At 65.1% G+C, this 21,440-nt stretch carries 18 protein-coding genes; 11 read left to right on the top strand and 7 right to left on the bottom strand.

Annotation, left to right across the window (positions count from 1 at the left end):
• The first annotated feature begins 8 nt into the window (after positions 1 to 8).
• The 5 genes from E2I15_RS07655 (at position 9) to E2I15_RS07635 (ending at position 5,738) form a co-directional block, all read left to right on the top strand.
• Positions 9 to 1,754: an ArnT family glycosyltransferase gene (locus tag E2I15_RS07655; RefSeq protein ID WP_422109872.1), complete on the top strand. Its 1,746-nt coding sequence runs from the start codon at positions 9 to 11 to the stop codon at positions 1,752 to 1,754.
• 1 nt (position 1,755) lies between these two features.
• Positions 1,756 to 2,601: a phosphatase PAP2 family protein gene (locus E2I15_RS07650; RefSeq protein ID WP_137481976.1), complete on the top strand. Its 846-nt coding sequence runs from the start codon at positions 1,756 to 1,758 to the stop codon at positions 2,599 to 2,601.
• A gap of 66 nt (positions 2,602 to 2,667) precedes the next feature.
• Positions 2,668 to 3,459: a glycosyltransferase family 2 protein gene (locus tag E2I15_RS07645; protein ID WP_137481974.1), complete on the top strand. Its 792-nt coding sequence runs from the start codon at positions 2,668 to 2,670 to the stop codon at positions 3,457 to 3,459.
• On the top strand, positions 3,459 to 3,797 hold the full coding sequence (locus E2I15_RS07640; protein ID WP_016845896.1) for a lipid-A-disaccharide synthase N-terminal domain-containing protein: 339 nt from the start codon (positions 3,459 to 3,461) through the stop codon (positions 3,795 to 3,797). The genes E2I15_RS07645 and E2I15_RS07640 overlap by 1 nt, the downstream gene beginning before the upstream one ends.
• Before the next feature lie 141 nt (positions 3,798 to 3,938).
• A complete protein-coding gene (locus E2I15_RS07635; protein ID WP_137481971.1) occupies positions 3,939 to 5,738 on the top strand; it encodes a M23 family metallopeptidase in 1,800 nt (599 codons plus the stop codon).
• Positions 5,739 to 5,787: 49 nt separating this feature from the next.
• On the opposite strand, the gene E2I15_RS07630 is transcribed toward E2I15_RS07635, so the two are convergent.
• A complete protein-coding gene (locus tag E2I15_RS07630) occupies positions 5,788 to 7,485 on the bottom strand; it encodes a Na/Pi cotransporter family protein (RefSeq protein WP_137481969.1) in 1,698 nt (565 codons plus the stop codon).
• Between the two features lie 326 nt (positions 7,486 to 7,811).
• On the opposite strand from E2I15_RS07630, the gene E2I15_RS07625 reads away from it, so the two are divergent.
• Both E2I15_RS07625 and E2I15_RS07620 read left to right on the top strand, forming a co-directional pair.
• A complete protein-coding gene (locus tag E2I15_RS07625) occupies positions 7,812 to 8,057 on the top strand; it encodes a PilZ domain-containing protein (RefSeq protein WP_026192789.1) in 246 nt (81 codons plus the stop codon).
• A gap of 137 nt (positions 8,058 to 8,194) precedes the next feature.
• The gene (locus E2I15_RS07620; RefSeq protein WP_170991687.1) at positions 8,195 to 9,019 is read left to right on the top strand and encodes a tetratricopeptide repeat protein; all 825 of its coding nucleotides are present in this window, start codon (positions 8,195 to 8,197) and stop codon (positions 9,017 to 9,019) included.
• Positions 9,020 to 9,036: 17 nt separating this feature from the next.
• Here E2I15_RS07620 and E2I15_RS07615 read toward each other — a convergent pair whose 3' ends face one another.
• From E2I15_RS07615 to metC, 5 genes are all read right to left on the bottom strand, one after another.
• The gene (locus tag E2I15_RS07615; protein ID WP_137481967.1) at positions 9,037 to 10,305 is read right to left on the bottom strand and encodes a CpaE/TadZ family protein; all 1,269 of its coding nucleotides are present in this window, start codon (positions 10,303 to 10,305) and stop codon (positions 9,037 to 9,039) included.
• Positions 10,302 to 11,042: a CpaD family pilus assembly protein gene (locus tag E2I15_RS07610; RefSeq protein WP_170991686.1), complete on the bottom strand. Its 741-nt coding sequence runs from the start codon at positions 11,040 to 11,042 to the stop codon at positions 10,302 to 10,304. The genes E2I15_RS07615 and E2I15_RS07610 overlap by 4 nt, the downstream gene beginning before the upstream one ends.
• 34 nt (positions 11,043 to 11,076) lie before the next feature.
• Complete coding sequence (locus E2I15_RS07605) at positions 11,077 to 12,525, bottom strand: type II and III secretion system protein family protein (RefSeq protein WP_137481963.1); 1,449 nt, start codon at positions 12,523 to 12,525, stop codon at positions 11,077 to 11,079.
• Positions 12,526 to 12,559: 34 nt separating this feature from the next.
• Positions 12,560 to 13,360: a Flp pilus assembly protein CpaB gene (cpaB, locus tag E2I15_RS07600; RefSeq protein ID WP_016842117.1), complete on the bottom strand. Its 801-nt coding sequence runs from the start codon at positions 13,358 to 13,360 to the stop codon at positions 12,560 to 12,562.
• 285 nt (positions 13,361 to 13,645) lie between these two features.
• Complete coding sequence (gene metC, locus E2I15_RS07595; RefSeq protein ID WP_137481961.1) at positions 13,646 to 14,842, bottom strand: cystathionine beta-lyase; 1,197 nt, start codon at positions 14,840 to 14,842, stop codon at positions 13,646 to 13,648.
• Positions 14,843 to 15,170: 328 nt separating this feature from the next.
• On the opposite strand from metC, the gene E2I15_RS07590 reads away from it, so the two are divergent.
• Genes E2I15_RS07590 through E2I15_RS07575 form a run of 4 tightly spaced genes read left to right on the top strand, consistent with a single transcriptional unit; the run spans position 15,171 to position 19,685 of the window.
• Positions 15,171 to 16,187, top strand: a complete 1,017-nt coding sequence (locus tag E2I15_RS07590) for an amino acid ABC transporter substrate-binding protein (protein WP_028331912.1) — start codon at positions 15,171 to 15,173, stop codon at positions 16,185 to 16,187.
• A gap of 23 nt (positions 16,188 to 16,210) precedes the next feature.
• Positions 16,211 to 17,416: an amino acid ABC transporter permease gene (locus E2I15_RS07585; RefSeq protein WP_137481959.1), complete on the top strand. Its 1,206-nt coding sequence runs from the start codon at positions 16,211 to 16,213 to the stop codon at positions 17,414 to 17,416.
• Positions 17,413 to 18,933: an amino acid ABC transporter permease gene (locus E2I15_RS07580; protein WP_137481957.1), complete on the top strand. Its 1,521-nt coding sequence runs from the start codon at positions 17,413 to 17,415 to the stop codon at positions 18,931 to 18,933. The genes E2I15_RS07585 and E2I15_RS07580 overlap by 4 nt, the downstream gene beginning before the upstream one ends.
• A gap of 11 nt (positions 18,934 to 18,944) precedes the next feature.
• Positions 18,945 to 19,685, top strand: a complete 741-nt coding sequence (locus tag E2I15_RS07575) for an amino acid ABC transporter ATP-binding protein (RefSeq protein ID WP_137481955.1) — start codon at positions 18,945 to 18,947, stop codon at positions 19,683 to 19,685.
• A gap of 128 nt (positions 19,686 to 19,813) precedes the next feature.
• On the opposite strand, the gene E2I15_RS07570 is transcribed toward E2I15_RS07575, so the two are convergent.
• Positions 19,814 to 20,848, bottom strand: coding sequence for a cysteine synthase A (locus E2I15_RS07570; protein ID WP_137481953.1), 1,035 nt, complete (start codon positions 20,846 to 20,848; stop codon positions 19,814 to 19,816).
• Positions 20,849 to 21,440: the final 592 nt, after the last annotated feature.

The raw sequence follows: 21,440 nt of genomic DNA, 5'->3' as shown, positions 1-21,440 counted from the left end.
CGAAACCCATGGTGGATGGCCTCCAACCCCGGCGCTTCGGAGCAGGGCAACAGTCTGTAAAACCTGCGCATTCGAGCCGCAGGCTGTTCATGGCGTTCGAGTTCGCAACGGCCAGCCAATGGCGTTCGATCCTGTTCCTCACGCTGACTTGCCTGGTGCTGTTCCTGCCGGGCTTCTTCACCATCCCGCCGATCGACCGTGACGAGGTCCGCTTTGCCCAGGCGACCAAGCAGATGGTCGAGAGTGGCGATTTCGTCGACATCCGCTTCCAGGACGACGTCCGTTACAAGAAACCGGTTGGCATCTACTGGATGCAGGCGGCTGCGCTGAAGACCGTCTCCGCGCTCGGGGTGCCGCGCGCCCAGGTCCGCATCTGGGTCTACCGCCTGCCGTCCCTGATCGGCGCCATCGGTGCCGTCTTGCTGACTTATTGGACGGCGCTGGCCTTCGTGACACGGCAGGGTGCGGTGCTGGCCGCCCTGATGATGGCAAGCTGCGTGTTGCTCGGGGTCGAAGCGCGGCTCGCCAAGACCGACGCGATGCTGCTGCTGACGGTCACCGCGGCGATGGGTGCGATGGCGCGGGTCTACCTGTCGTGGCAGCGCGGCGAGGACCCCGCACACCCGTCATGGGGCCCGCCCGCGGTCTTCTGGACGGCTTTGGCGGTCGGCATCCTGCTCAAGGGGCCGCTGATCCTGATGTTCGTCGGCCTTGCCATGGCCGGGCTTGCGATCCTCGATCGCTCGGCCGCCTGGTTCTGGCGCATGCGTCCGGTCTGGGGCCTGACGTGGACCCTGGTGCTGGTGCTGCCGTGGTTCGTGCTGATCTTCCTGCGCGCCGGTGACACCTTCTTTGCCGACTCGGTCGGCGGCGACATGCTGAGCAAGCTCGGTGCCCAGGAATCCCACGGCGCGCCGCCCGGACTCTACCTGCTGCTGTTCTGGATCACGTTCTGGCCCGGTGCACCGCTGGCCGGCATGGCGGCGCCTGCGGTTTGGCGCGCGCGGCGCGAGCCCGGCGCGCAGTTCCTGCTGGCCTGGCTGATCCCGTCCTGGATCGTGTTCGAGGCCGTGCTGACCAAGTTGCCGCATTACGTGCTGCCGCTCTATCCGGCGATCGCGATCCTGACCGTCGGCGCGCTGGAGCGGCGCGTGCTGTCGCGCTCGCCCTGGCTGTTGCGGGGCGCCGCCTGGTGGTTCGCGATCCCCGCATTCGGCGCGGTGCTGGTGATCGTCGGCGCCATCAAGGCGATCCATCAGCCGGTGTTTCCAGCCTGGCCGTTGTTCGCCGTCGCGATGGTGTTCGGCCTGATCGCGTGGTGGTTGTTCGAGGACAGCCGCGCCGAGCGTTCGCTGCTCAATGCGGTGATTGCCGCGGCGCTGATGGCAGCCGGCACCTATGGCGTGGTGCTGCCGCGGCTCACCACCGTTTTTCCGAGCCAGGAGGTCGCGCGCGCCTTGCGCAACGTGACCTGCGTCGGCCCGAAGGCGGCAGCCGCCGGCTTCCACGAGCCGAGCCTCGTCTTCATGACCGATACCTCTACGCTGCTCACCGACGGATCGGGCGCCGCGGATTTCCTCAGGCAGGGCTCCTGCCGTTTCGCGCTGGTCGAACAGCGCTCGGAGCGCGCCTTCGTGCAGCGCGCCGAGGCGATCGGTCTGCGCTACAACGCGCCGGTGCGCGTCGAGGGCTACAACATCTCGCAGGGCAAGCCGGTCTCGATCGCGATCTTCCGTTCCGAAGGGACGGAATGACATGCCGGCACCGCCAGCCACCCCGGAATCCGCCAATTATTTCGGACGACTGCTGACGCTGGTTTGGCTGTCCCTTGCCCAGCTCGTGCGGGCGCCGTCGCATTCGCGCCGCGCCGAGGCGGCGCGCCGCTCCGCGCGCCACGGACTTTTGCTCGTCGTCATCGTCGGCGCCGTGATCATCACGCTGATGTATGCATTCGATGTCACCGAGATCAGTCTGATGCCGCCGCGCGGCACGCCGAGTCTGTGGTGGGTGAAGACGCTCACCGATTTCGGCAAGGACGAGTATGTGCTGTGCGCGCTTGGCCTGCTGCTGATCGCGGTGGCGTTGGCGGCGCCTGCGCTGCGCGGCGTGCCGCGCGCCACCTTGCTTGGCCTCGGAACGAGGCTGCAATACCTGTTTCTGTCGGTGGTGCTCTCGGTCGTTGTCGGTGAATTGATCAAGTGGATCGTCGGCCGCGGGCGGCCCTTTGTCGGCGGCAACGCCAATGCCTTCAACTTCCAGCATTTCGCCGGCACCGAGGCCTATTCGAGCTTTCCGTCGGGACATTCGATCACGGCGTTCGCACTGGCCTTCGCCGTGTCCGCGGTGTGGCCGCGTGCACGGTTCGCGATGCTGGTCTATGCGCTGGTCATCGCCGCGACCCGGCTCGTGCTGCTGGCGCATCATCCGAGCGACGTGGTGGCCGGCGCGCTGGTCGGGGTGATCGGCGCAATGGTCGTGCGCTACTGGTTCGCCGCCCGCCGCCTTGGTTTTGCCATTCATCGCGACGGCACCGTGGTGGCACTGTCAGGACCGTCGGACGGGCGTCTCAAAAGGGTTGCGAGGAGCGCCTTCGCCCCATAAAAGCGGTCGCCCGACGGTCGGATCGGGCTGGTTCCATCGCCGACAACACCAACCACGAGTGCCGATTTGCCTGCTCCCGACCAGACGCCGGTCGCCGTTTCCATCGTCGTGCCCGTGCGCAACGAGGCGGACAATATCACGCCGTTGATCGCCGAGATCGCGGCCGCGCTCGACGGACGCTGGGCTTACGAGATCATCTATGTCAATGACGGTTCGACGGATGCCACCGGTGCGCGGCTGAGCGCGGTCATGGCCGAGCGGCGCAATCTCCGGCAGCTCCGCCACGCAGTCTCGTCGGGCCAGTCGGCGGCCGTGCGCAGCGGCGTGCGCGCCGCGCGCGGCGCGATCGTGGCGACGCTCGACGGTGACGGGCAGAACAATCCGGCCTTTTTGCCGGACCTGATCGCGGCGGTCGAGAGCGGCGATGGCCGCGTCGGCCTCGCCGCGGGCCAGCGCGTCGGGCGCAAAGACACCGGCTTCAAGAAGCTGCAATCGCGCATCGCCAACGCGGTGCGCGGTATCATCCTGCGCGACGGCACCCGCGACACCGGATGCGGCCTGAAGGCGTTCCCGCGCGAGGTGTTTCTGGCGATGCCCTATTTCGACGGCCTGCATCGTTTTCTTCCGGCACTGGTCCGCCGCGAGGGGTTGACGATTGCCTATGTCGACGTCGTCGACCGGCCGCGCCATTCCGGTGTGTCGAATTATGGATTTTTCGACCGGCTCTGGATCGGGATCATGGATCTCGCCGGCGTGTGGTGGCTGATCCGCCGCAAGAAGCCGACGCCGGTTGTCACGGAAGTGGTCGCTGAAGTGCCCGATGTCGCCGGCGTGCCGGGCGTGACCGAGGTGAAGTGATGCTGATTCAGTACGGTCAGGCGTTGAGTGCCTATCTCTACGACGTGTTCATCGCCAAGTTCGACTTCTGGCTGGCGTTCGGCCTGATCGCGCAATTGTTCTTCACCGCGCGCTTCCTCGTGCAGTGGATCTCCAGCGAACGCGCCGGCCAGAGCGTGGTGCCGATGGCGTTCTGGTTCTTTTCGATGGGCGGCGGCCTGATGACGCTGATCTACGGGCTCGCCAAGCGCGAGCCCGTCATCATCATCGGTCAGGGTCTCGCCACGCTGATCTATATCCGCAACATCATGCTGATCGTGAAGAACCGCGGCCGCGGGTCGAAAACGCTCGATAGCTGATTGCCGGCGTCGTCAGAGCGGCATCAATTGCGACCGAATCTGAACCAAGGTCAAACATTCGCCCCAAGGCGTATGGCATCTACGGCTTGCCGTGGGCGTGGCGGCATCTCGAGACCGTGCCCCAGGGGATGAGGGGCGTTGATGACCAGCCGTGACGAAGCGACGAAAGCGGGTGGTTATCTGTCGGTCGTCCGCAATGTTCCGTCGCTTGGCGAACCGCCGCTGACCGGCGAAGGCAAATTGCCTGACCGGCGCGCCGTCAGTTTCCGCTGGATGGCGGGGACGATTCTGATCGGATCCGCCGCCGTCGCTCTTCTGGCTGGCGCGCTTCGCGGGGCGTTTGGCGATCACGCGCGATTCGCTGCCGCGCCGGTCGTGTCACTTCCGCGCTTCGCAGGGCAGGTGGTTGACGAGGCGCGGCGCGGCGATCGTCTCGACCGGCGGCTCGGCTCGCAGGGCAATTCCGCTGCGCTCAAGATTGAGCAGCTGAGCGATGCCGGCGCGGTCCGTCGATTTACCCGCGTGTCAGCGCGGCTCGCGGAGATCGATCTCGAACCACGACAGGAAGCGCGGGGAGACGAAAAGGACGACGCCCGACCCGGCTCGCAACGCGACCTGCTGTCGGAATTGCCAGCCATCATACGGACAGGTCCATCGCGCCGCCCACTGCCGGGTGGCACCAGCGCCTATGCTGACGGTGAGGACGTGCCGCATCCGCCGGCTCCGATAGGCGAGGCGGTCAACGTCACCAGCCTTCCGAAGTCTCCTTCGTCGTCGCGTCACCGGCGACATGTCATTATCGCAAGAAGCGGCGACACGCTGGCCGCCATTCTGCGGGCGCTGGCGGCGGCCGCGGAGGACGCGCCGGCGATCCTTGCCGCTTTCCCATCGCCTGGCGCTCGAGAGACGCTGTCGGGTGGCGAGAAAATCACGGTCATCGAACAAGGAGAAGACTCCGGTTCGCCGCGCGGCCATGTCGCGAAAGTGTCGATCGAACGGGCAGGCTCCAATGTGTCGGCCGTCGGTCGCACCGATGGCGGCCAATACCAGGCGATCGTGCCGGAACAACCTGACATCGCCGCGCGGAGCGAGAGCCCGCCGCGTGAGTCGATCGGTACGCATTCCGTTCCGGGCGAAACGCTGCGTGACGGACTTAACGCGCTTGCGCGCTCCAATCACGTCGATCAGGGGATCGTTGCTGAACTGATGCGGCTCTGTGGTCGCGATTTCGATCTCGACGAGCCGCTCCGCGACGCCGATGTGGCTGAGATCATCTACGCGCCGAACGACATCGGTCAGCCGGAGTTGGTCTTCATTGACTTGACGGCGGGCGGGCAGACCCGCCGGTACTATCGCTTCACGGCGCCGGACGACGGCAGCTCCGATTTCTATGACGAGACCGGCCAGTCCATCACCAAATTCCTGTTACGCAAGCCGGTCGTGAGCGGGCGCCTCGGCGACGGCTTTGGCTGGCGGATTCATCCGATCCTCGGCGACCGCCGCTTCCATGAGGGCGTCGATTATGCGGCGCCCTATGGATCGCCCATCGCGGCCGCGGGCGCTGGCGTCGTCGAGACCGAAGGGTATGAACGCGGGTACGGGAAATATATCCGCGTGCGGCACGACCGCGGCTACGAGACGACCTACGCCCACGTCGCGAGCTTCCCGTCCGGGCTGAAGATCGGCGACCGCGTTCGTCAGGGCGAGACGATCGCCTATGTCGGATCGACCGGGCTCTCGACCGGACCGCATCTCTATTACGAGGTGCGGATCAACGGTCGCAACGTCGATCCGCTTCGGATGAAACTCTCAGGCGGCCGGCTGCTGCAAGGCGACCTGCTTGGAGCCTTCGATCGCCAGCGTGACAGCATCAACCAGCTCGCTGCGGTCTCCGCGCTTCCACAGCAGCGTTTCGGCTCCGAACATCGGCCGCCGACATAGCGAGCGGAGATCGCATCACGCCATGCCGCCGCGGCGGGCCTTGCCGGGGTCAGGAGCCCGGAGAGCTCGAAGGCACGGGCGCCGCAACGTCGGTGGTCGCCATCGTGCTCTCGCGATCGGCGGCGGTCTCGCCGGCGGCATCGAGCACGGGATAGGCGACCGAGCAGATGTGCGAATGGATGCGGCGAAGGTCGCGCAGCACGTCGAGATGCAGCGAGGTGGTCTCGATGGTTTCGGGCCGACCTTCGCGCAGGCGCTCCAGATGACGCTCGACGGCGGCCAGTTCGGCCGCGCGCAGCGCCGCCTTCTCGGAGAGCAGCTTGCGCGCCTCGTTGGCATCGCCCGACATGAACACGCCGAATGCGATCCGCAGCGAGTCGATCGTGCGCTTGTGGAACGCCGACAGTTCCTCGGCGCCTTCGGCGGAGAACTGCAGGCGATGCTTGATCTTCTTGGTCGCGAGCTCGCTCAGGTTTTTGTCGACGATGTCGCCGATATGTTCGAGATTGATCGCGAACGCGACGATCTCCATCGCGCGCTGGCCCTCGCGCTCGTCCAGGCTGCCGCGGGTGAGTTTCGTGACGTAAAGCTTGATCGCCTCGTTCAGCCGGTCGACGGTGTTGTCCATCTTCGACACCTGGTCGACCAGGGCGCGATCGTTGGTCAGCATCGCCGCCATCACCTTGCGCAGCATGGCCTCGGTGTGATCGCCCATATGCAGCACCTCGCGCGCCGCATCGGCCAGCGCCAGTGAAGGCGTCTCCAGCGCGCTCTCGTCGAGATAGCGCGGCCGCGATGGATCGGTCTGCTGCGCTCGCTTCGGCAAAAGACGCTCGAGCAGCCGCGCCATGTGGTCGAGCACGCCGATGAACAGCAGCGCGGTTGCAACGTTGAAGGCAATGTGGAACAGCGCCGTCGCCTTGGCGAGATCGGGTTGCCAGGCGTAGATGATCTCGGTGATCGGGCGCAGGAACGGCGCCACCAGCAGGATGCCGACGACGCGGTTGACGAGGTTGCCGACCGGCAGGCGGTAGCTCGCCGGATTGTCGCGCCGCGCGCCCTCCAGCAACGGATTGATGGCGCTTCCGAGGTTGGCGCCGAGCACCAGCGCGAATGCGGCATAGGGCGAGATGAACTGGGAAAAGGCCAGCGACATCACCAGCAGCACGCTGGCGACACTGGAATGGACCAGCCAGGTGACGACGGCGCCGATCAGGATGCAGAGCACTGGATCGCCGGTGATCGCGCCCAGGAACACGCGCACGCCCGGGGCATTCTCGGCGGGCGCCATCGTATCGAGCAGGATGTGCAGGGCCAGCAGCATCAGGCCGAGGCCGATCGAGACACGGCCGAGATCCTTGATCCGGGAGCGCGGTCCGCTGCGGAACGCGACGAGGCCGACAATGAACAGAACCGGCGCGATGGCGGTGACGTTGAACGACAGCACCTGCACGATCAGGGTAGTGCCGATATTGGCGCCGAGCATGATCGCGAGCGCCGGCACCAGGCTGACGATCTCTTCGGCGGCGAAGGAACTGGTGATCAGCGCTGTCGCGGTCGAGCTCTGGAGCAGGGCGGTCAGGCCGAGACCGGCGCCAAGGGCGGTAAAGCGATTGCGCAGCGCCCGGGCGAGCAGCAACCGCAAATCCGGCCCGAAGGCGCGCAGAATCCCGCTATGGACCATGTGCAGGCCCCACAGCAGCAGCGCCACGCCCCCCATCAGATCGAGCAGAACAATGCTTCCCATGCTTCCTGGCATCCCGGCGAATTCGAGTCGAAACGATATAGGTATCGTCTATCGACTGGCGATCAACCCCTTTTTGTTCTCATGCGAACCAGGGCGGGAGCGACGGACGCTGCTGAATGGATCCGCCCATCGGGAGGAGCGTCCGACCTGCAGCGTTACTCCTCAACTATTCAATCTTTGATTGATGGAGCCCGGCGAGGGCGCCTCCGGGTAAACGAATCTCGAACGCGACCGCTCAATTGCTAGGAGTTCCGCTAGGCAGTTTCCAATCTTTCCCGGGTATGACGATAGGCCAGGAAGTTGCCCAGAAAGGCTTGGGGATCAGAATGTTTATGAATCGCCGCAAGAGCGAACGCCGCCCGTGCCGGAGCGTCGCCAAAATTCAGCTGGGCACAGGGTCGCTGCCACGCGACTGCATGATCACCGATATTTCGGCCGGCGGCGTCAAGGTGATCGCCGAATATCTGGAGATCCCGCCGGAATTCACCATCATCCTGTCGACCGGCAGTCCGCGTCAGTGCCGGCTGGCTTGGCAGATCGGGCACGAGTTCGGCGCCCAGTTTGTCGACTAAATCTACCATTTGGCTGCTTTCTCGCCAAGCGTCCGGCACCGCATGGGCCGGATGACGGCGACATGATGGCGTCCTTAACCGGACCTTAGGGTTAAGCTGTGAGCATCCCGGAACCTTCGCCGTTCCGAGTCTCATTTATGTTTGAGAAATTACCCCGACCTTCAGGCCGCGCGCGCCGTCTCGCGGGCACGGTATCTGCCGCGATCCTGCTGATCGGGTTGTCCGCCTGTCAAACCTCCGGCCCGTCTGACATCACGGGCTCATTGGGCGAGACGGCGGAGGCCACGCCGGCCCCGGCCGATCCGCGGCGCGACATCGCGACCTACCACGAGCGCGTTCGCGCCAACCCGAAAGACACCGACGCCGCGCTGAAATACGCCCGGGCGCTGCGCGCCACCGGCCAGCGGGCCCAGGCGGTCGCCGTCATGGAGCAGGCGGTGCTGGCGCAGCCCAGCAACAAGGCGCTGCTCGCAGGTTACGGCCGGGCGCTCGCCGACAACGGCAATTTCCAGCAGGCATTCGACGTCCTCGGGCGCGCGCATACCCCGGAAGATCCGGACTGGCGCATCCTGTCGGCGCAGGGCGCCGTGCTCGACCAGCTCGATCGCCACGACGAGGCGCGGCAGTATTATGCAAGTGCGCTGAAGATCGTGCCTGACGATCCGTCAGTGCTCTCCAATATCGGGCTGTCCTACCTGCTGTCGAAGGACCTGCCGAAGGCCGAGGAGACGCTGCGCCGTGCCCGGGAGCGCGCCCCCGGCGACATGCGGGTGCGAACCAATCTCGCCGTCGTGGTTGGCTTGCAGGGCCGCCAGTCCGAGGCGGAAACCATCATGAAAGCCGATTTGCCGCCGGACCAGGGCTCAGCCAATGTCGCCGCGCTGAAGCGGCTGTTGGCGCGCAGGGATGCGAGCCGCACCGACGCCGAGAAAATTCCGGTCGCAGCCAGTCACCGCGACTAGAGCTTTCGAACGGGACGCTAGCCGGCGGCCCGGCGCCCGTCGTTTCGGCGCGACTGCAGCTTCTTGAGGATCGGTGACAGGAACGACTCGCGGGCTTCGGCGAGATCGGGGCGGCCGGTGAGGCGCTGCGCGATCTGCAGGAAAGTCCTTGTGGTGCGGTGACGCGCGGAGACCTCCGCGATCATCTGGCCGTTGTTGGCCGCTTCACCGAACAGCCTGCAGTCGAACGGGATGGTCGCGATCGGCTGGCTCTCGATCGTCTTGGCGAAATCCTTGACCTCGATCTCGGGGCGCTTCGACATGCCGACCTGGTTCAGGCAGTAGAGCGGCGGGCGGTCGTTCGGACGCGCGGTCCTCAACAGGTTCATCATGTTCTTGGTGTTGCGCATGTTGGCGAGGTCGGGCTCGGCCACGATCAGGATATCGTCGGCACCGACCAGCACGCGTTTGGTCCAGGCGGTCCATTGATGCGGCACGTCGAGCACGATGCAGGACGTCGTCATGCGCATCGTATCGAAGATGGCATCGAACGCTTCGGCGCCGAAATCGTAGACCTGGTCGAGGGTGGCCGGCGCCGCCAGCAGGCTGAGATGATCGCCGCACTTTGCGAGCAGGCGCTCCATGAAGGCAGAGTCAGGACGTTCGGGCGAGAACACGGCGTTGGCGATGCCCTGCACTGGGTCCTGATTGTAGTCCAGGCCGGCGGTACCGAAGGCGAGGTCGAGATCGACGACGACCGAGTCCAGCCCGAGGTCGCGCGCGATGGTCCAGGCGACATTGTGGGCAATGGTCGAGGCGCCGACGCCGCCCTTGGCGCCCGCGACCGCGATCAGGCGGCCGACCGAGACCGCTTCGGAGGCCGAGAACAGGCTGCAGATCGAGCGCACGATGTCGAGCACCTTGACCGGCCCGATGACGTAGTCGTTGACGCCGCGTCGGACCAGTTCGCGATACGGCGCAGTCTCGCCGGGCGTGCCGAGCACCACGACGCGGGTGCCGGGATCGCAGACCGTGGCGAGCTCGTCGAGACCGGCGAGGAAATCATGATCCGGTTCGGTCTCGAGCATGATGACGTTGGGCGTCGGTGCCTTGTGGTAGGCGTCGATCGCCGCGGCGATGCCGCCCATATGGACGGAGAGATGAGCCTTGGCGAGCCGGCGGTCGTCGGCAGCCGCGCGTGCGTTGGCGGCGGTCGCGACGCTGGCGCAGAACGCCTGCACGGAAATCCGCGGCGCCGGTGCGATGTAATCGTTGGCGTGCTGCGGCTCGTCCTGTTGTTCGGTCATTTCGCGGCGTCGCTCAGCTTGGCTTTCTCGGCTTCGGGGTAGGCGGTCGCGGTCGACTCACCCTTGCGGTATTTGTCGAACGCGATCGAACGGCGCGGCGTATAGGCTGCGGTCTCGGTTCGCGGCTGTTCGAGGTCGGACGGATTGGCGACCATCGCGGCAAGGTTACGCTGCGTGGCGCAGCCGAAATTGTCGTGCTGCTTGTTCTGGTTGTAGCTCGGATTGTAGATCGAGGGACCGAGGTCGCTCGGCCACACTCCGCAGGGACCGGCGACGGCGGCCATCTTCGGATAGCTGAGGCGAATGGTCGGAAGCGCGCGCGGATCGTCCAGATGATAGGCGCGCTTGGTGATGGCATGGGCGGGCACGCCCATCGACGCCAGCACGCCGCGGATCTCCTGATACACGGCCTGTGCCGAGCGCGCGTTCGAGCTGTCGGCCGGCACGTCGATCGCAATCGCGCCGGTGCCTTCGCGGCGCCAGGTCCGCGCCAGCCCCATGACGTCGTCGCGCTGCGTTTCGGTGAGGTTGCCGCGGGCGCGGCCGATGAAGACGACGATCGATTGTTCGCCTTCGGTGACCGCGATCGGATGCCGCTGCCGGTAGTCGTCGCCCACCGTGCCGGTGGCAATATTATCGCCCGTCAGATTGCAGCCGCCGAGCGCGATCGCGCTGACGACGAGGGCGCCGAACAGCGACAGCGTCCTGGCACGACCGGCTTGTGTGTTGCGTGTCATCATAGGATCCCCCCAACCCCTTCAGGTCCGCGCCTCAGTCGATGATGAAGCCGAAATTGACCGGCGTTGCGCCGATCGGCTCGCTGCGGGCGGCAACGCCGTAGATGCGATTGACGCGCGCCAGCAGCGCCGACTGCGCGTCGGATGCCGGGGCAAATCCGTCGTCGGGACGGGACAGCTCCTTCTGCGCAACGGCGCGCACGACGTAGGGCGTCACGATGACCATGAGCTCGGTCTCGTTGTTGACGAAGTCCTGGCTCCTGAAGAGCTGGCCGAGGATCGGGATCTGATCGACGCCGGGCATGCCGTTGATGGCCTGCTTGGTCTGCTCCTGGATCAAACCGGCCATCGCGATCGAGCCACCGGAGGGTACTTCCAGCGTGGTGTCGGCGCGGCGGGTCTTGATCGAGGGAATGGTCGTGCCGTTCTGGCCGCCGGTCAGGGCGTTGTCCATCGAGACTTCGGAGACCTCGGTCATCACCTTCAGGCTGATCCGTCCCTCGGTTAGAACCACCGGAGTGAAGTTGAGCGAGATGCCGAACTTCTTGAAGCTGACGGTCTGGACACAATTGCCGATCGTGCCCGACGTCGTCGTCTGGCAGGTGACGCCGGTTGGAATCGGAAACTCGCCGCCCGAAATGAAGGTCGCCGACTCGCCGGAGATCGCGGTGAGGTTGGGTTCGGCCAGCGTCTTCACCACGCCCGCGCTCTCCATCGCGCGCAGCGTCGCGGTGACGGTCGGCACGCCGAGCTTGTTCAGGGCTGCGCCCGTCAGCCCGTTGGTGGGGGCGAGCGCACCGTTGTTGGCGGTGAAGGCGTTGGCGTTGTTGAAGACCACCGCGGCGGTGCCGTAGTTCATGTTGGCGCTGAGGTCGACGCCGAGCTGCTTGACGACGTCCCGGCGGACTTCGGCGACGGTGACTTTCAGCATCACCTGGTCGCGGCCGCGGACCACGATGGAATTGACGACCTTGTCGGCGCTGCCGACCAGTTTGGCGGCGATGTCGCCGGCCTGCTGGGCCTCGACCGGGCTTGCGACCGTGCCGGTCAGGACGACGCTATCGCCGACGCCCTCGATCTGGACGCCGGGCAGCATCTGCTTCAGCGCGGCGCGCATGCCGTTGAGGTCGCGCTTGATGGCGATGTCGTAGGAGGCGACCTGGTTGCCGTCGGCGTCGAAGAACACCACGTTGGTCTGGCCGACCGCCGCGCCGATGATATAGGCGCGCTGCGCCGAGCGGATCACGGCGTTGGCGATCTTGGGATCGGCGACCAGAACGTCCTTGGCCTCGCGCGGCAGGTCGACCACGACCGACTTGCCAACGCCGAGTGAGACGGAGCGCGTCTTGGCGGCGATGCTGCTCGTCACCGCGACGTCCGCGTTCTTGTCGGGATCGGCCGCGCTGGCGAGCGGAGGGATCAGCATCAGCGCAGTGATCGCCGAGAATGACAGCGCGCGGACCAGCGTGGTCGACGTCGCCATTTGTTTCGCACCCGTCGTCATATCGAAGCCCCCATCACTTCTGTGTCGTCAGAGAGCTCGGGATGCCGAAGCGCACCACCTTGATGCTCTCGCCCCGCTTCGGGGCATGGTCTCTGGTCTCGTCGGTCTGCTCGTTGACGTCGGCGATGCTGCGCAGCGCCAGCGCCAGCGTGCCGCTCTGCCGGGCGCGCGCCAGCGTCTCGGCCTGTTCAGGCTTGAGCTCGAGGGTCACGGTCTTGCCGACGAGGGAGTTGTTGCCGTCCTTCTCCTTCGGCGCCTGGTCGATCGCCAGCACGCGGACATTGGACAGCAGGATTTCAGTGGTGACGATATCGCGGCCGCCTTGCTGGTCGGGATTCTTGTCGCGTCGCGACAGGATCACATCGACGCGGTCGTTCGGCAGAATGAAGCCGCCGGCGCCGGTCTCCGGCGAGATTTCGGTGGAGATCGCGCGCATTCCGGAGGGCAGGATCGCGGCCATGAAGCCGCTTCCATTGGCCTTGACCAGCTTCTGCTCGCGGATCGGTTCGCCGACGATGAAGGGCGCGCGTGCGATCGAACCGATGACGTCGTTCATGGCATTGGCGTTAGCGTCGTGGCGGATGAACGCGCTGCTGGCAGTTTCGGCCGGCCAACGCTGCCACTGGATGTCTTCGGCCTTGACCGATTGACCGAGCCCGATGTCGGACTTTGCGACCAGCACTTCGACGGTCGGCAGTTGCGCGACGGGCGGCGCAACCGGCGCCGGTTTGCGATCGCCAACGCTCGCGAGATACATGGCCGCGAGGCCTGCGACGCCGGCGATGCCGAGGACCACGATGCGTGCCGTCTTCATGCGATTGTCTGAATGCCCTTCACACAGGGCAATCGCGTCCTTGCGGCACTGACAGCCCTTCCCGAGGCATCACTACGGCCGCAAAAGTATAAGGGAACTTGATGGAAGGTCCGGACAATTAAGGGATTGGTGGGGATGGTGAACGGCGAGTTATCGGCGCCGTCGCATCTCCGCAGAATCCCGGAGATCGCGCATACTCAAGGCATACGACGTTGGTCGCAAACGCGGCGTCATCGCCGGTCGGGCCTGGTTAATGTCGTCTAACGTGCGCGCAGCGCGGGAGGATCAGAGCGCGGCCTTCAGCGCCGCAAATCCACGATCGAGGTCGGCCTTGAGGTCGTCGAGATTCTCGAGCCCGATATGCAGCCGCAGCGTCGGCCCGCCCGGCGACCATTTGGTCGCTGTGCGATAGTCGCTGCAGTCGAACGGGATGGCGAGGCTTTCGAAGCCGCCCCAGGAAAAGCCCATGCCGAACAGGGTGAGCGCGTTCAGCATTGCATCGACCGCGGTCTGCGGCACCGGCTTCAGCACGATGCTGAACAGCCCGGAGGCGCCGGTGAAGTCGCGTTTCCAGATCGCATGCCCGGGATCGGTGTCGAGGGCAGGGTGCAGCACGCGATCGACCTCGGTCCGCGCGCTGAGCCAGCGCGCGATCTCGAGCCCGGAGTGGTGGTGCTGCGCAAGCCGCACCGATAGCGTGCGAACCCCGCGCAGCGCGAGATAGACGTCGTCGGGGCCGGCGCAGACGCCGAGCAGGCGGATCGCCTCCTGGATCAGCGGCCAGGTCTTCGCATTGGCTGCGATGGTGCCGAACATGATGTCGGAGTGGCCGCCGATATATTTGGTGCCGGCCTGCATGCTGATGTCGACGCCCTGTTCGAGCGAGCGGTGATAGAGCGGCGTCGCCCAGGTATTGTCGTCGATCATGAGCGCGCCGCGGGCGTGCGCCACGGCCGATATCGCCCGCACGTCCGGCATCTCGAACGTCTGCGAGCCGGGCGCTTCGATCAGCACCGCGCGGGTATTCGGCTTGAACAGCGTCTCGATGCCGGCGCCGACCAGCGGATCGAAATAGCCGGTCTCGATGCCGTAGCGCTTGAGCATGTTGTCGCAGAAATTGCGGGTCGGCCGATAGGCATTGTCGCACACCAGGAGGTGATCGCCGGCCTTCAGCACGGCAAGCAGCGTGGTGCTGATCGCCGCCAGTCCTGACGGGGCAAGGCCGACGCCGGCGCATTGCGGGCCTTCCAGCGCCATCAGCACGTCCTGCAGTGCCCGCGTGGTCGGGCTGCCATGGCGCCCATAGGTAAATTCGGCGCGATGGGCATGGAGGTCCTCCGCGGTCGGATAGAGCACGGTCGAGCCGTGAAACACCGGCGGATTGACAAAGCCCTTCTGGGCCTTGGTGTCGCGGCCAGCCGTGACCAGACGGGTCGCGGCCTGTTGCGGGTGGGAGGGTGTGGAGCCGTCGGAGGAGGTCATGGAGCGCTGCCGTTAGACTTTAGACTTGTTGCCGCAGCCGTGCCGCGTCGGGAAGACAGGGCCGGGCCGGGAGGTGTTACTAACAAGAGGCAGAAGACATGCGTCAACCCCTTGACCCGGCTCGTCAGTCGCTATGTGATGCGGCGCAACTACCAGTCGCCGCACGTTGAGGGGCCTGCCGCGACCTACGATCCGTTGCCCGACCGGTTTGCAGGTCAAACTGCCGGTCAAAGCGGCATTTTTGCTGCAAGGGATCATTGGGATGGCCCGTGAACGCGAGGCGATCACAAAGCAAACGTCCACCGGACGACCCTGAAAGGCCCCGCCCATGAAACGCGTATCCCTGGCTGTCACCCTTGCCGCTGCCGCCGCCCTGTCGGTCCAGGCCGCCTCGGCGCAAACCCTCAAGACGGTCAAGGACCGAGGCCAGCTGTCCTGCGGCGTCAGCGGCGGCCTGCCGGGCTTCTCGTCGCCGGACGACAAGGGGAACTGGACCGGCATCGACGTCGACATCTGCCGTGGCATCGCCGCGGCGATCTTCGACGATCCGTCCAAGGTCAAGTTCGTGCCGCTGTCGGCCAAGGACCGCTTCACCGCGCTGCAGTCGGGCGAGATCGACGTGCTGTCGCGCAACACCACCTGGACGCTGTCGCGCGATACGTCGCTCGGCGCCAACTTCACCGGCGTGACCTATTATGACGGGCAGGGCTTTCTGGTGAAGAAGTCGCTGAAGGTGAACTCGGCGCTGGAGCTGAACAGCGCGTCGGTCTGCGTGCAGACCGGCACCACGACCGAGCAGAACCTCGCCGACTACTTCAAGGGCAACAACATGAAGTACGAGGTGATCGCGTTCGCCGGCGCCGACGAGACCGTGAAGGCCTACGAGACCGGCCGCTGCGACGTGTTCACCTCCGACGTGTCCCAGCTCTATGCGCAGCGGCTGAAACTCGCCAACCCGGCCGACCACGTCGTGCTGCCCGAGATCATCTCCAAGGAGCCGCTCGGCCCGATGGTTCGCCATGGCGACGACCAGTGGTTCGACATCGTGAAGTGGGCGCTGTTCGCCCAGATCAATGCCGAGGAGCTCGGCGTCACCCAGAAGAACGTCGACGAGATGGCCAAGTCGGACAAGCCCGACCTCAAGCGCGCCTTCGGCACCGACGGCAATCTCGGTGAGCAGCTCGGCCTGACCAAGGACTGGTTCTCCCGCATCATCAAGGCCGTCGGCAATTACGGCGAGATGTACGATCGCAACGTCGGCGCCGGGTCGAAGCTGCAGATTGCACGCGGGCTCAACAATCTCTGGAACAAGGGCGGCATCCAGTACGCGCCTCCGATCCGCTGATCGGCGACGAGGCGGCTGCGGCGATGACGACCGAGCCCCGAAAGCCACCGCCGCAGTTCATCTTCCGCCTGAAGCGCGCGCTCGGCGGTCAGTCCGGCTGGACTGGCCTTGCCGTGCAGATCGTGTTCGCGGCGGTGTTGGCCTGGGTCGCCTATGAGATCGTGGCCAATGCCCGCGCCAACCTGGAGACGCAGCGCATTGCCTCCGGGTTCGGCTTTCTCAAAAACAATGCGGGCTTCGACGTCAGCCTGAATCTGATCCCGTATTCGGGATCGGACACCTATACGCGGGTGTTCTTTGTCGGCCTGTTCAACACGCTGCTGGTTGCGGGCATTGGCATCGTCGTCGCCACCATCATCGGCTTCATCGTGGCGCTGTGCCGGCTGTCGCCGAACTGGCTGCTGGCGCGGCTCGGCGAGATCTATGTCGAGATCGTCCGCAATCTGCCGCTGCTGTTCCAGCTGTTGTTCTGGTACCTTGCGGTGCTGGCGGCGCTGCCGGGGCCGCGCCAGAGCATCTCGCTGTTCAACGCCTTCTTCCTCTCCAATCGCGGGCTGGTGATCCCGCGGCCGATCGGCGAGGCCGGGCTTGATCCGTTTCTGATCGCGCTCGCGATCGCCATCGCGGGCGCGCTGGCGCTGCGCGGCTACGCAAGGCGGGCGCTGTTTCAACGCGGGCAGGCGATCCGGATCTGGCCCTATGTGCTCGGCCTGCTGGTCGGATTGCCGTTGGTGACGACGCTGGTGTTCGGCTTGCCGGTGACCTTCGAGCTGCCGCAACTCAAGGGCTTCAACTTCGCCGGCGGCGCACGCGTCATTCCGGAGCTGGTTGCGCTGGTGGTCGCGCTGTCGACCTATACGGCGGCCTTCATCGCCGAGATCGTCCGCGCCGGTATTCTGTCGGTCCATAAGGGACAGATGGAAGCCGGCTCGTCGCTCGGCCTGTCGCGCGGCACCACCTTGCGGCTGATCGTCGTGCCCCAGGCGATGCGCGTCATCGTTCCGCCACTGACCAACCAGTATCTCAACCTGACCAAGAATTCGTCGCTGGCGGTCGCGATCGGCTATCCCGACCTGGTCTCGGTATTTGCCGGAACGACGCTGAGCCAGACCGGCCAGGCGATCGAGATCATCGCCATCACCATGGGCGTGTACCTGCTGATTTCGCTGGTCACCAGCGCGATCATGAGCGTCTATGGCTGGCGCATCAACCGGAGCCTTGGGGCATGACCGACGCCACCGCGTCATCCTTTGTTAGGCAGGACCTGGTGCCAGAACGCCGGGCGCCGGTGAAGACCACCGGCCTCGTCGGTTTCATCCGCACGCGGCTCTTGAATTCGCCGACCAACATCCTGCTGACGATCCTGGCGCTGGGGCTGCTCTGGTACACGATCGTTCCCGCGTTCAGGTTCCTGCTGGTCGATGCGGTCTGGAGCGGCAAGGACCGCAATGCATGCCTCGCCGAGACCGCCGGCCGCCAGGTCGGCGCCTGCTGGCCCTACATCCAGGCCAAGCTCACCCAGCTGATCTATGGCTTCTACCCCGAAGCCGAACGCTGGCGCGTCAACCTGACCTTCGTCCTCGCGGCCGTCCTGTTGCTGCCACTCCTTATTCCGCGCCTGCCAGCGAAGGGCCTGAATGCGGGCCTGTTCTTCTTCGCGTTTCCGGCGGTCGCCTTCTTCCTGCTGCGCGGCGGTGGACTAGCCGGTTTCGGCGTCAGCTGGGTCGCGAGCCTGTTGCAGCTGTTCGACGACAGCATCGTCAATGCGGGGCAGGTGCTGGTCAATCTCAGCCGTAATTCGGCGATCGGGCCGCTGCTGTGGGCCGTCGGCAAGATCATCGTGCTCGTCGGCAGCCTGATCGGCTGGCTGATCTTTCCGCTGACCTCGCTGCGCGAGCAGCTCCAGATGTCGAGCCAGCCGTTGTGGTTCGACTTCCTGCTCACCACGGCGATCGTCTCGCTGATCCTGTTTTTCCTCGGCGGCGGCATGCGAACCGGACAACGTGCGCTGCTCGGGAGCCTCGCGAGCTTTGCCGGCATCGCGATCGTGATCAAGCTGATGGGGCTCGACCGCGGCGGACTGCCCATCGTCGACACCAGGCTGTGGGGCGGCCTCCTGGTGACGCTGGTGGTGTCGGTCACCGGCATCGTCACCTCGATGCCGATCGGGATCGCGCTGGCGCTGGGCCGCCGCTCGACCATTCCGCTGATCCGGATCTTCTCGATCGCCTTCATCGAGTTCTGGCGCGGCGTGCCGCTGATCACGGTGCTGTTCTTCGCGACCTACATGCTGCCGCTGTTCCTGCCGGGCAATTTCAACGTCGACGGGCTGGTCCGCGCGCTGATCGGCATCGCGCTGTTTGCCGGCGCCTATCAGGCCGAGGTGGTGCGCGGCGGCCTTGCCGCGATCCCGCGCGGGCAGGGCGAGGCGGCGAGCGCGCTCGGTCTGTCCTGGTGGAAGACCACGTCGTTGATCGTGATGCCGCAGGCGCTGCGCCACGTCATTCCGGGTCTCGTCAACAGCTTCATCGCGCTGTTCAAGGACACCTCGCTGGTTTCGATCGTCGCGCTGTTCGACCTCTTGGGGTCGTTGCATGCGACGTTCTCCGATCCGACCTGGTCGACGCCGACCACGGCCTTTACCGGCTTCGCCTTCGCTGGAATGATCTACTTCGTGTTCTGCTTTGGAATGTCGCGCTACTCGCTGTTCGTCGAAAACCGGCTCAACGCCCACCGCCGCCACTGAACAAGGTCACCATGTCCACAACCCCGATCGTCAACATTTCCGCCCTCAACAAATGGTACGGCGACTTCCACGTGCTGCGTGACATCAACCTGGAGGTCGGCAGGGGCGAGCGCATCGTGATCTGCGGCCCCTCCGGTTCGGGCAAGTCGACCCTGATCCGCTGCATCAACGCGCTGGAGGAATTCCAGGAGGGCGAGATCGTGGTCGACGGCATCGACCTCGGCCCGAACCTGCGCCGTGTCGACGAGGTCCGCCGCGAGGTCGGCATGGTGTTCCAGAGCTTCAACCTGTTCCCGCATCTCACCGTGCTCGACAATTGCACGCTGGCGCCTATCTGGGTGCGCAACATCCCGAAGAAGGATGCCGAGGCCACCGCGATGAAGTTCCTCGAGCGGGTCAAGATCCCGCATCAGGCCAACAAGTTTCCCGGCCAGATGTCGGGCGGTCAGCAGCAGCGCGTTGCGATCGCCCGCGCGCTGACCATGAACCCGAAGGTGATGCTGTTCGACGAGCCGACCTCGGCGCTCGACCCGGAGATGGTGAAGGAAGTGCTCGACACCATGGTCGATCTTGCCAAGGAGGGCATGACCATGCTGGTCGTCACCCATGAAATGGGCTTTGCCCGCGAGGTCGCCAACCGCGTCGTCTTCATGGACGCGGGCCAGATCATCGAATCGAACACGCCGCAGGAATTCTTCGCCAACCCGCAACACGCGCGGTCGAAGCTGTTCCTAAGTCAAATCTTGCGGTGACGTTTGACGTCATTCCGGGGCGATACGTAAGCATCGAACCCGGAATCTCGAGATTCCCCGATGCGCAATTGCGCATCTGAGGTCTGGTGCTGACGCAGCATCCCGGAATGACGTGCCTCATTCACACCTCAGACCAGCGGCAGCTCGATCTTGCTGCGCTTTTCCAGCCATTCCGGGACCGGCAGGTTCTTCGAGCGCATGAAGGCCGGGTTGAACAGCTTGGACTGATAGCGGTTGCCGGAATCGCAGAGAATGGTGACGATGGTCTTGCCGGGGCCGAGCTGCTTGGCGAGCTGGATCGCGCCGGCGATGTTGACGCCGGTCGAGCCGCCGAGGCACAGGCCTTCGTGCTCCAGAAGGTCATAGATGATGGTCACGGCTTCCTCGTCGGAGATCAGGAACGCGGTGTCGACCTTCGCTGTCTCGACCACGGGCGTGACGCGTCCGAGCCCGATGCCTTCCGTGATCGAGTCGCCCGGCGTCGATTTGACCTGTCCATTCTTGAACAGTTCGTACATCCCGAAGCCGTGCGGATCGGCGCAGGCGGTGACGATGGCCGGGTTCTTTTCCTTCAGGTAGCGGCTGACGCCGGCAAGCGTGCCGCCGGTGCCGACCGAGCAGATGAAGCCGTCGACCTTGCCGTCGGTCTGCTGCCAGATTTCCGGTCCGGTCGAGTCGTAGTGCGCCTTGGGATTGTCGAGGTTGTTCCACTGATCGGCGAACAGCACGCCGTTCGGTTCGGTCTTGCGTAGCTGCTCGGCGAGACGCTTGCCGAGATGCTGATAGTTATTCGGATTGGCGAAGGGCAGCGCCGGCGCCTCGACGAGTTCGGCGCCGCACAGCCGCAGCATGTCCTTCTTTTCCTGGCTCTGCGTCTCCGGAATGACGATCAGGGTACGATAGCCGCGCGCACTCGCCACGACCGCAAGCCCGATCCCGGTATTGCCCGCGGTCGATTCGACCACGAGGCCGCCGGGCTTCAGCGCGCCGCGCCTCTCGGCCTCCAGGATCATCCATTTGCCGGCGCGATCCTTCACCGACTGGCCCGGGTTCATGAATTCGGCCTTGCCGAGAATGGTGCAGCCGGTCAGTTCGGACGCGCGTTTCAGCTTGATGAGCGGGGTGTTGCCGATCGCTTCGATGACGTCTTTGTTGAATATCATGTCGGGGAATTTCTTTGCCGGTCTGTGTCTTGCTTGGCGAACCTAGTGTGCTGATCGAAAAAGGGAAGGGCTTTTGCACTGCGACAAGAGACCGGTTCAACACGCTTGACCTCGCAGGCGCGGATGTCACGGGCTTGGCGAGAACGCCGTTTTGCGGCGGTCGGGTCGGCCAGCAGAATCATCCTGTGGTCCGCGGTTTTTGCGTGAGTTACGCGCCCCAGGCCGATCAAGACCTGGCGGCGCGCTGCGCGGTGGCGCGAGTTTGGCGCGGCGCCAGCACATCTTGCGGATTCAATGCAACAGGAGCCGAGAAATCCCCATGAAATCTCTGTAAGAATCGTGACTTCCGGCACGGGTCCGAAATACGCGGAAATGCCGTAAAAAATAGGGAAAAGTCGGCATTCAAGGTAGCCACGAATCGCTTGCGATGCGACGCCACGCAATCGTGACGGGGCTGTCCGCCCCATTGTCCCAAGGGTAGGATGGGACAGGCAGGTTCCATTGGAAGCATTACCCCCGTGAACGTCATCCAGACCATCGCTGAACGCGTCATTCGCGCGCCACGGGCGAAGTCTGGCTTCGGCGGAGAACG

It is taken from the genome of Bradyrhizobium sp. BR2003 (assembly GCF_009720285.1).
In the GTDB taxonomy this organism is placed as follows: domain Bacteria; phylum Pseudomonadota; class Alphaproteobacteria; order Rhizobiales; family Xanthobacteraceae; genus Bradyrhizobium; species Bradyrhizobium elkanii.
The sequence above is the reverse complement of the archived record's forward strand: the minus strand, read 5'-3'. Positions and strand labels throughout refer to the sequence as shown.

Coding starts and splice junctions, on each gene's coding strand:
- E2I15_RS07615 (WP_137481967.1), bottom strand. CDS start 10,305: ATGACCGAACAACAGGACGAGCCGCAGCACGCCAACGATTACATCGCA.
- E2I15_RS07605 (WP_137481963.1), bottom strand. CDS start 12,525: ATGGCGACGTCGACCACGCTGGTCCGCGCGCTGTCATTCTCGGCGATC.
- E2I15_RS07620 (WP_170991687.1), top strand. CDS start 8,195: ATGTTTGAGAAATTACCCCGACCTTCAGGCCGCGCGCGCCGTCTCGCG.
- E2I15_RS07575 (WP_137481955.1), top strand. CDS start 18,945: ATGTCCACAACCCCGATCGTCAACATTTCCGCCCTCAACAAATGGTAC.
- E2I15_RS07635 (WP_137481971.1), top strand. CDS start 3,939: ATGACCAGCCGTGACGAAGCGACGAAAGCGGGTGGTTATCTGTCGGTC.
- metC (WP_137481961.1), bottom strand. CDS start 14,842: ATGACCTCCTCCGACGGCTCCACACCCTCCCACCCGCAACAGGCCGCG.
- E2I15_RS07640 (WP_016845896.1), top strand. CDS start 3,459: ATGCTGATTCAGTACGGTCAGGCGTTGAGTGCCTATCTCTACGACGTG.
- cpaB (WP_016842117.1), bottom strand. CDS start 13,360: ATGAAGACGGCACGCATCGTGGTCCTCGGCATCGCCGGCGTCGCAGGC.
- E2I15_RS07655 (WP_422109872.1), top strand. CDS start 9: ATGGTGGATGGCCTCCAACCCCGGCGCTTCGGAGCAGGGCAACAGTCT.
- E2I15_RS07580 (WP_137481957.1), top strand. CDS start 17,413: ATGACCGACGCCACCGCGTCATCCTTTGTTAGGCAGGACCTGGTGCCA.
- E2I15_RS07590 (WP_028331912.1), top strand. CDS start 15,171: ATGAAACGCGTATCCCTGGCTGTCACCCTTGCCGCTGCCGCCGCCCTG.
- E2I15_RS07570 (WP_137481953.1), bottom strand. CDS start 20,848: ATGATATTCAACAAAGACGTCATCGAAGCGATCGGCAACACCCCGCTC.
- E2I15_RS07625 (WP_026192789.1), top strand. CDS start 7,812: ATGTTTATGAATCGCCGCAAGAGCGAACGCCGCCCGTGCCGGAGCGTC.
- E2I15_RS07585 (WP_137481959.1), top strand. CDS start 16,211: ATGACGACCGAGCCCCGAAAGCCACCGCCGCAGTTCATCTTCCGCCTG.
- E2I15_RS07610 (WP_170991686.1), bottom strand. CDS start 11,042: ATGACACGCAACACACAAGCCGGTCGTGCCAGGACGCTGTCGCTGTTC.
- E2I15_RS07650 (WP_137481976.1), top strand. CDS start 1,756: ATGCCGGCACCGCCAGCCACCCCGGAATCCGCCAATTATTTCGGACGA.
- E2I15_RS07630 (WP_137481969.1), bottom strand. CDS start 7,485: ATGGGAAGCATTGTTCTGCTCGATCTGATGGGGGGCGTGGCGCTGCTG.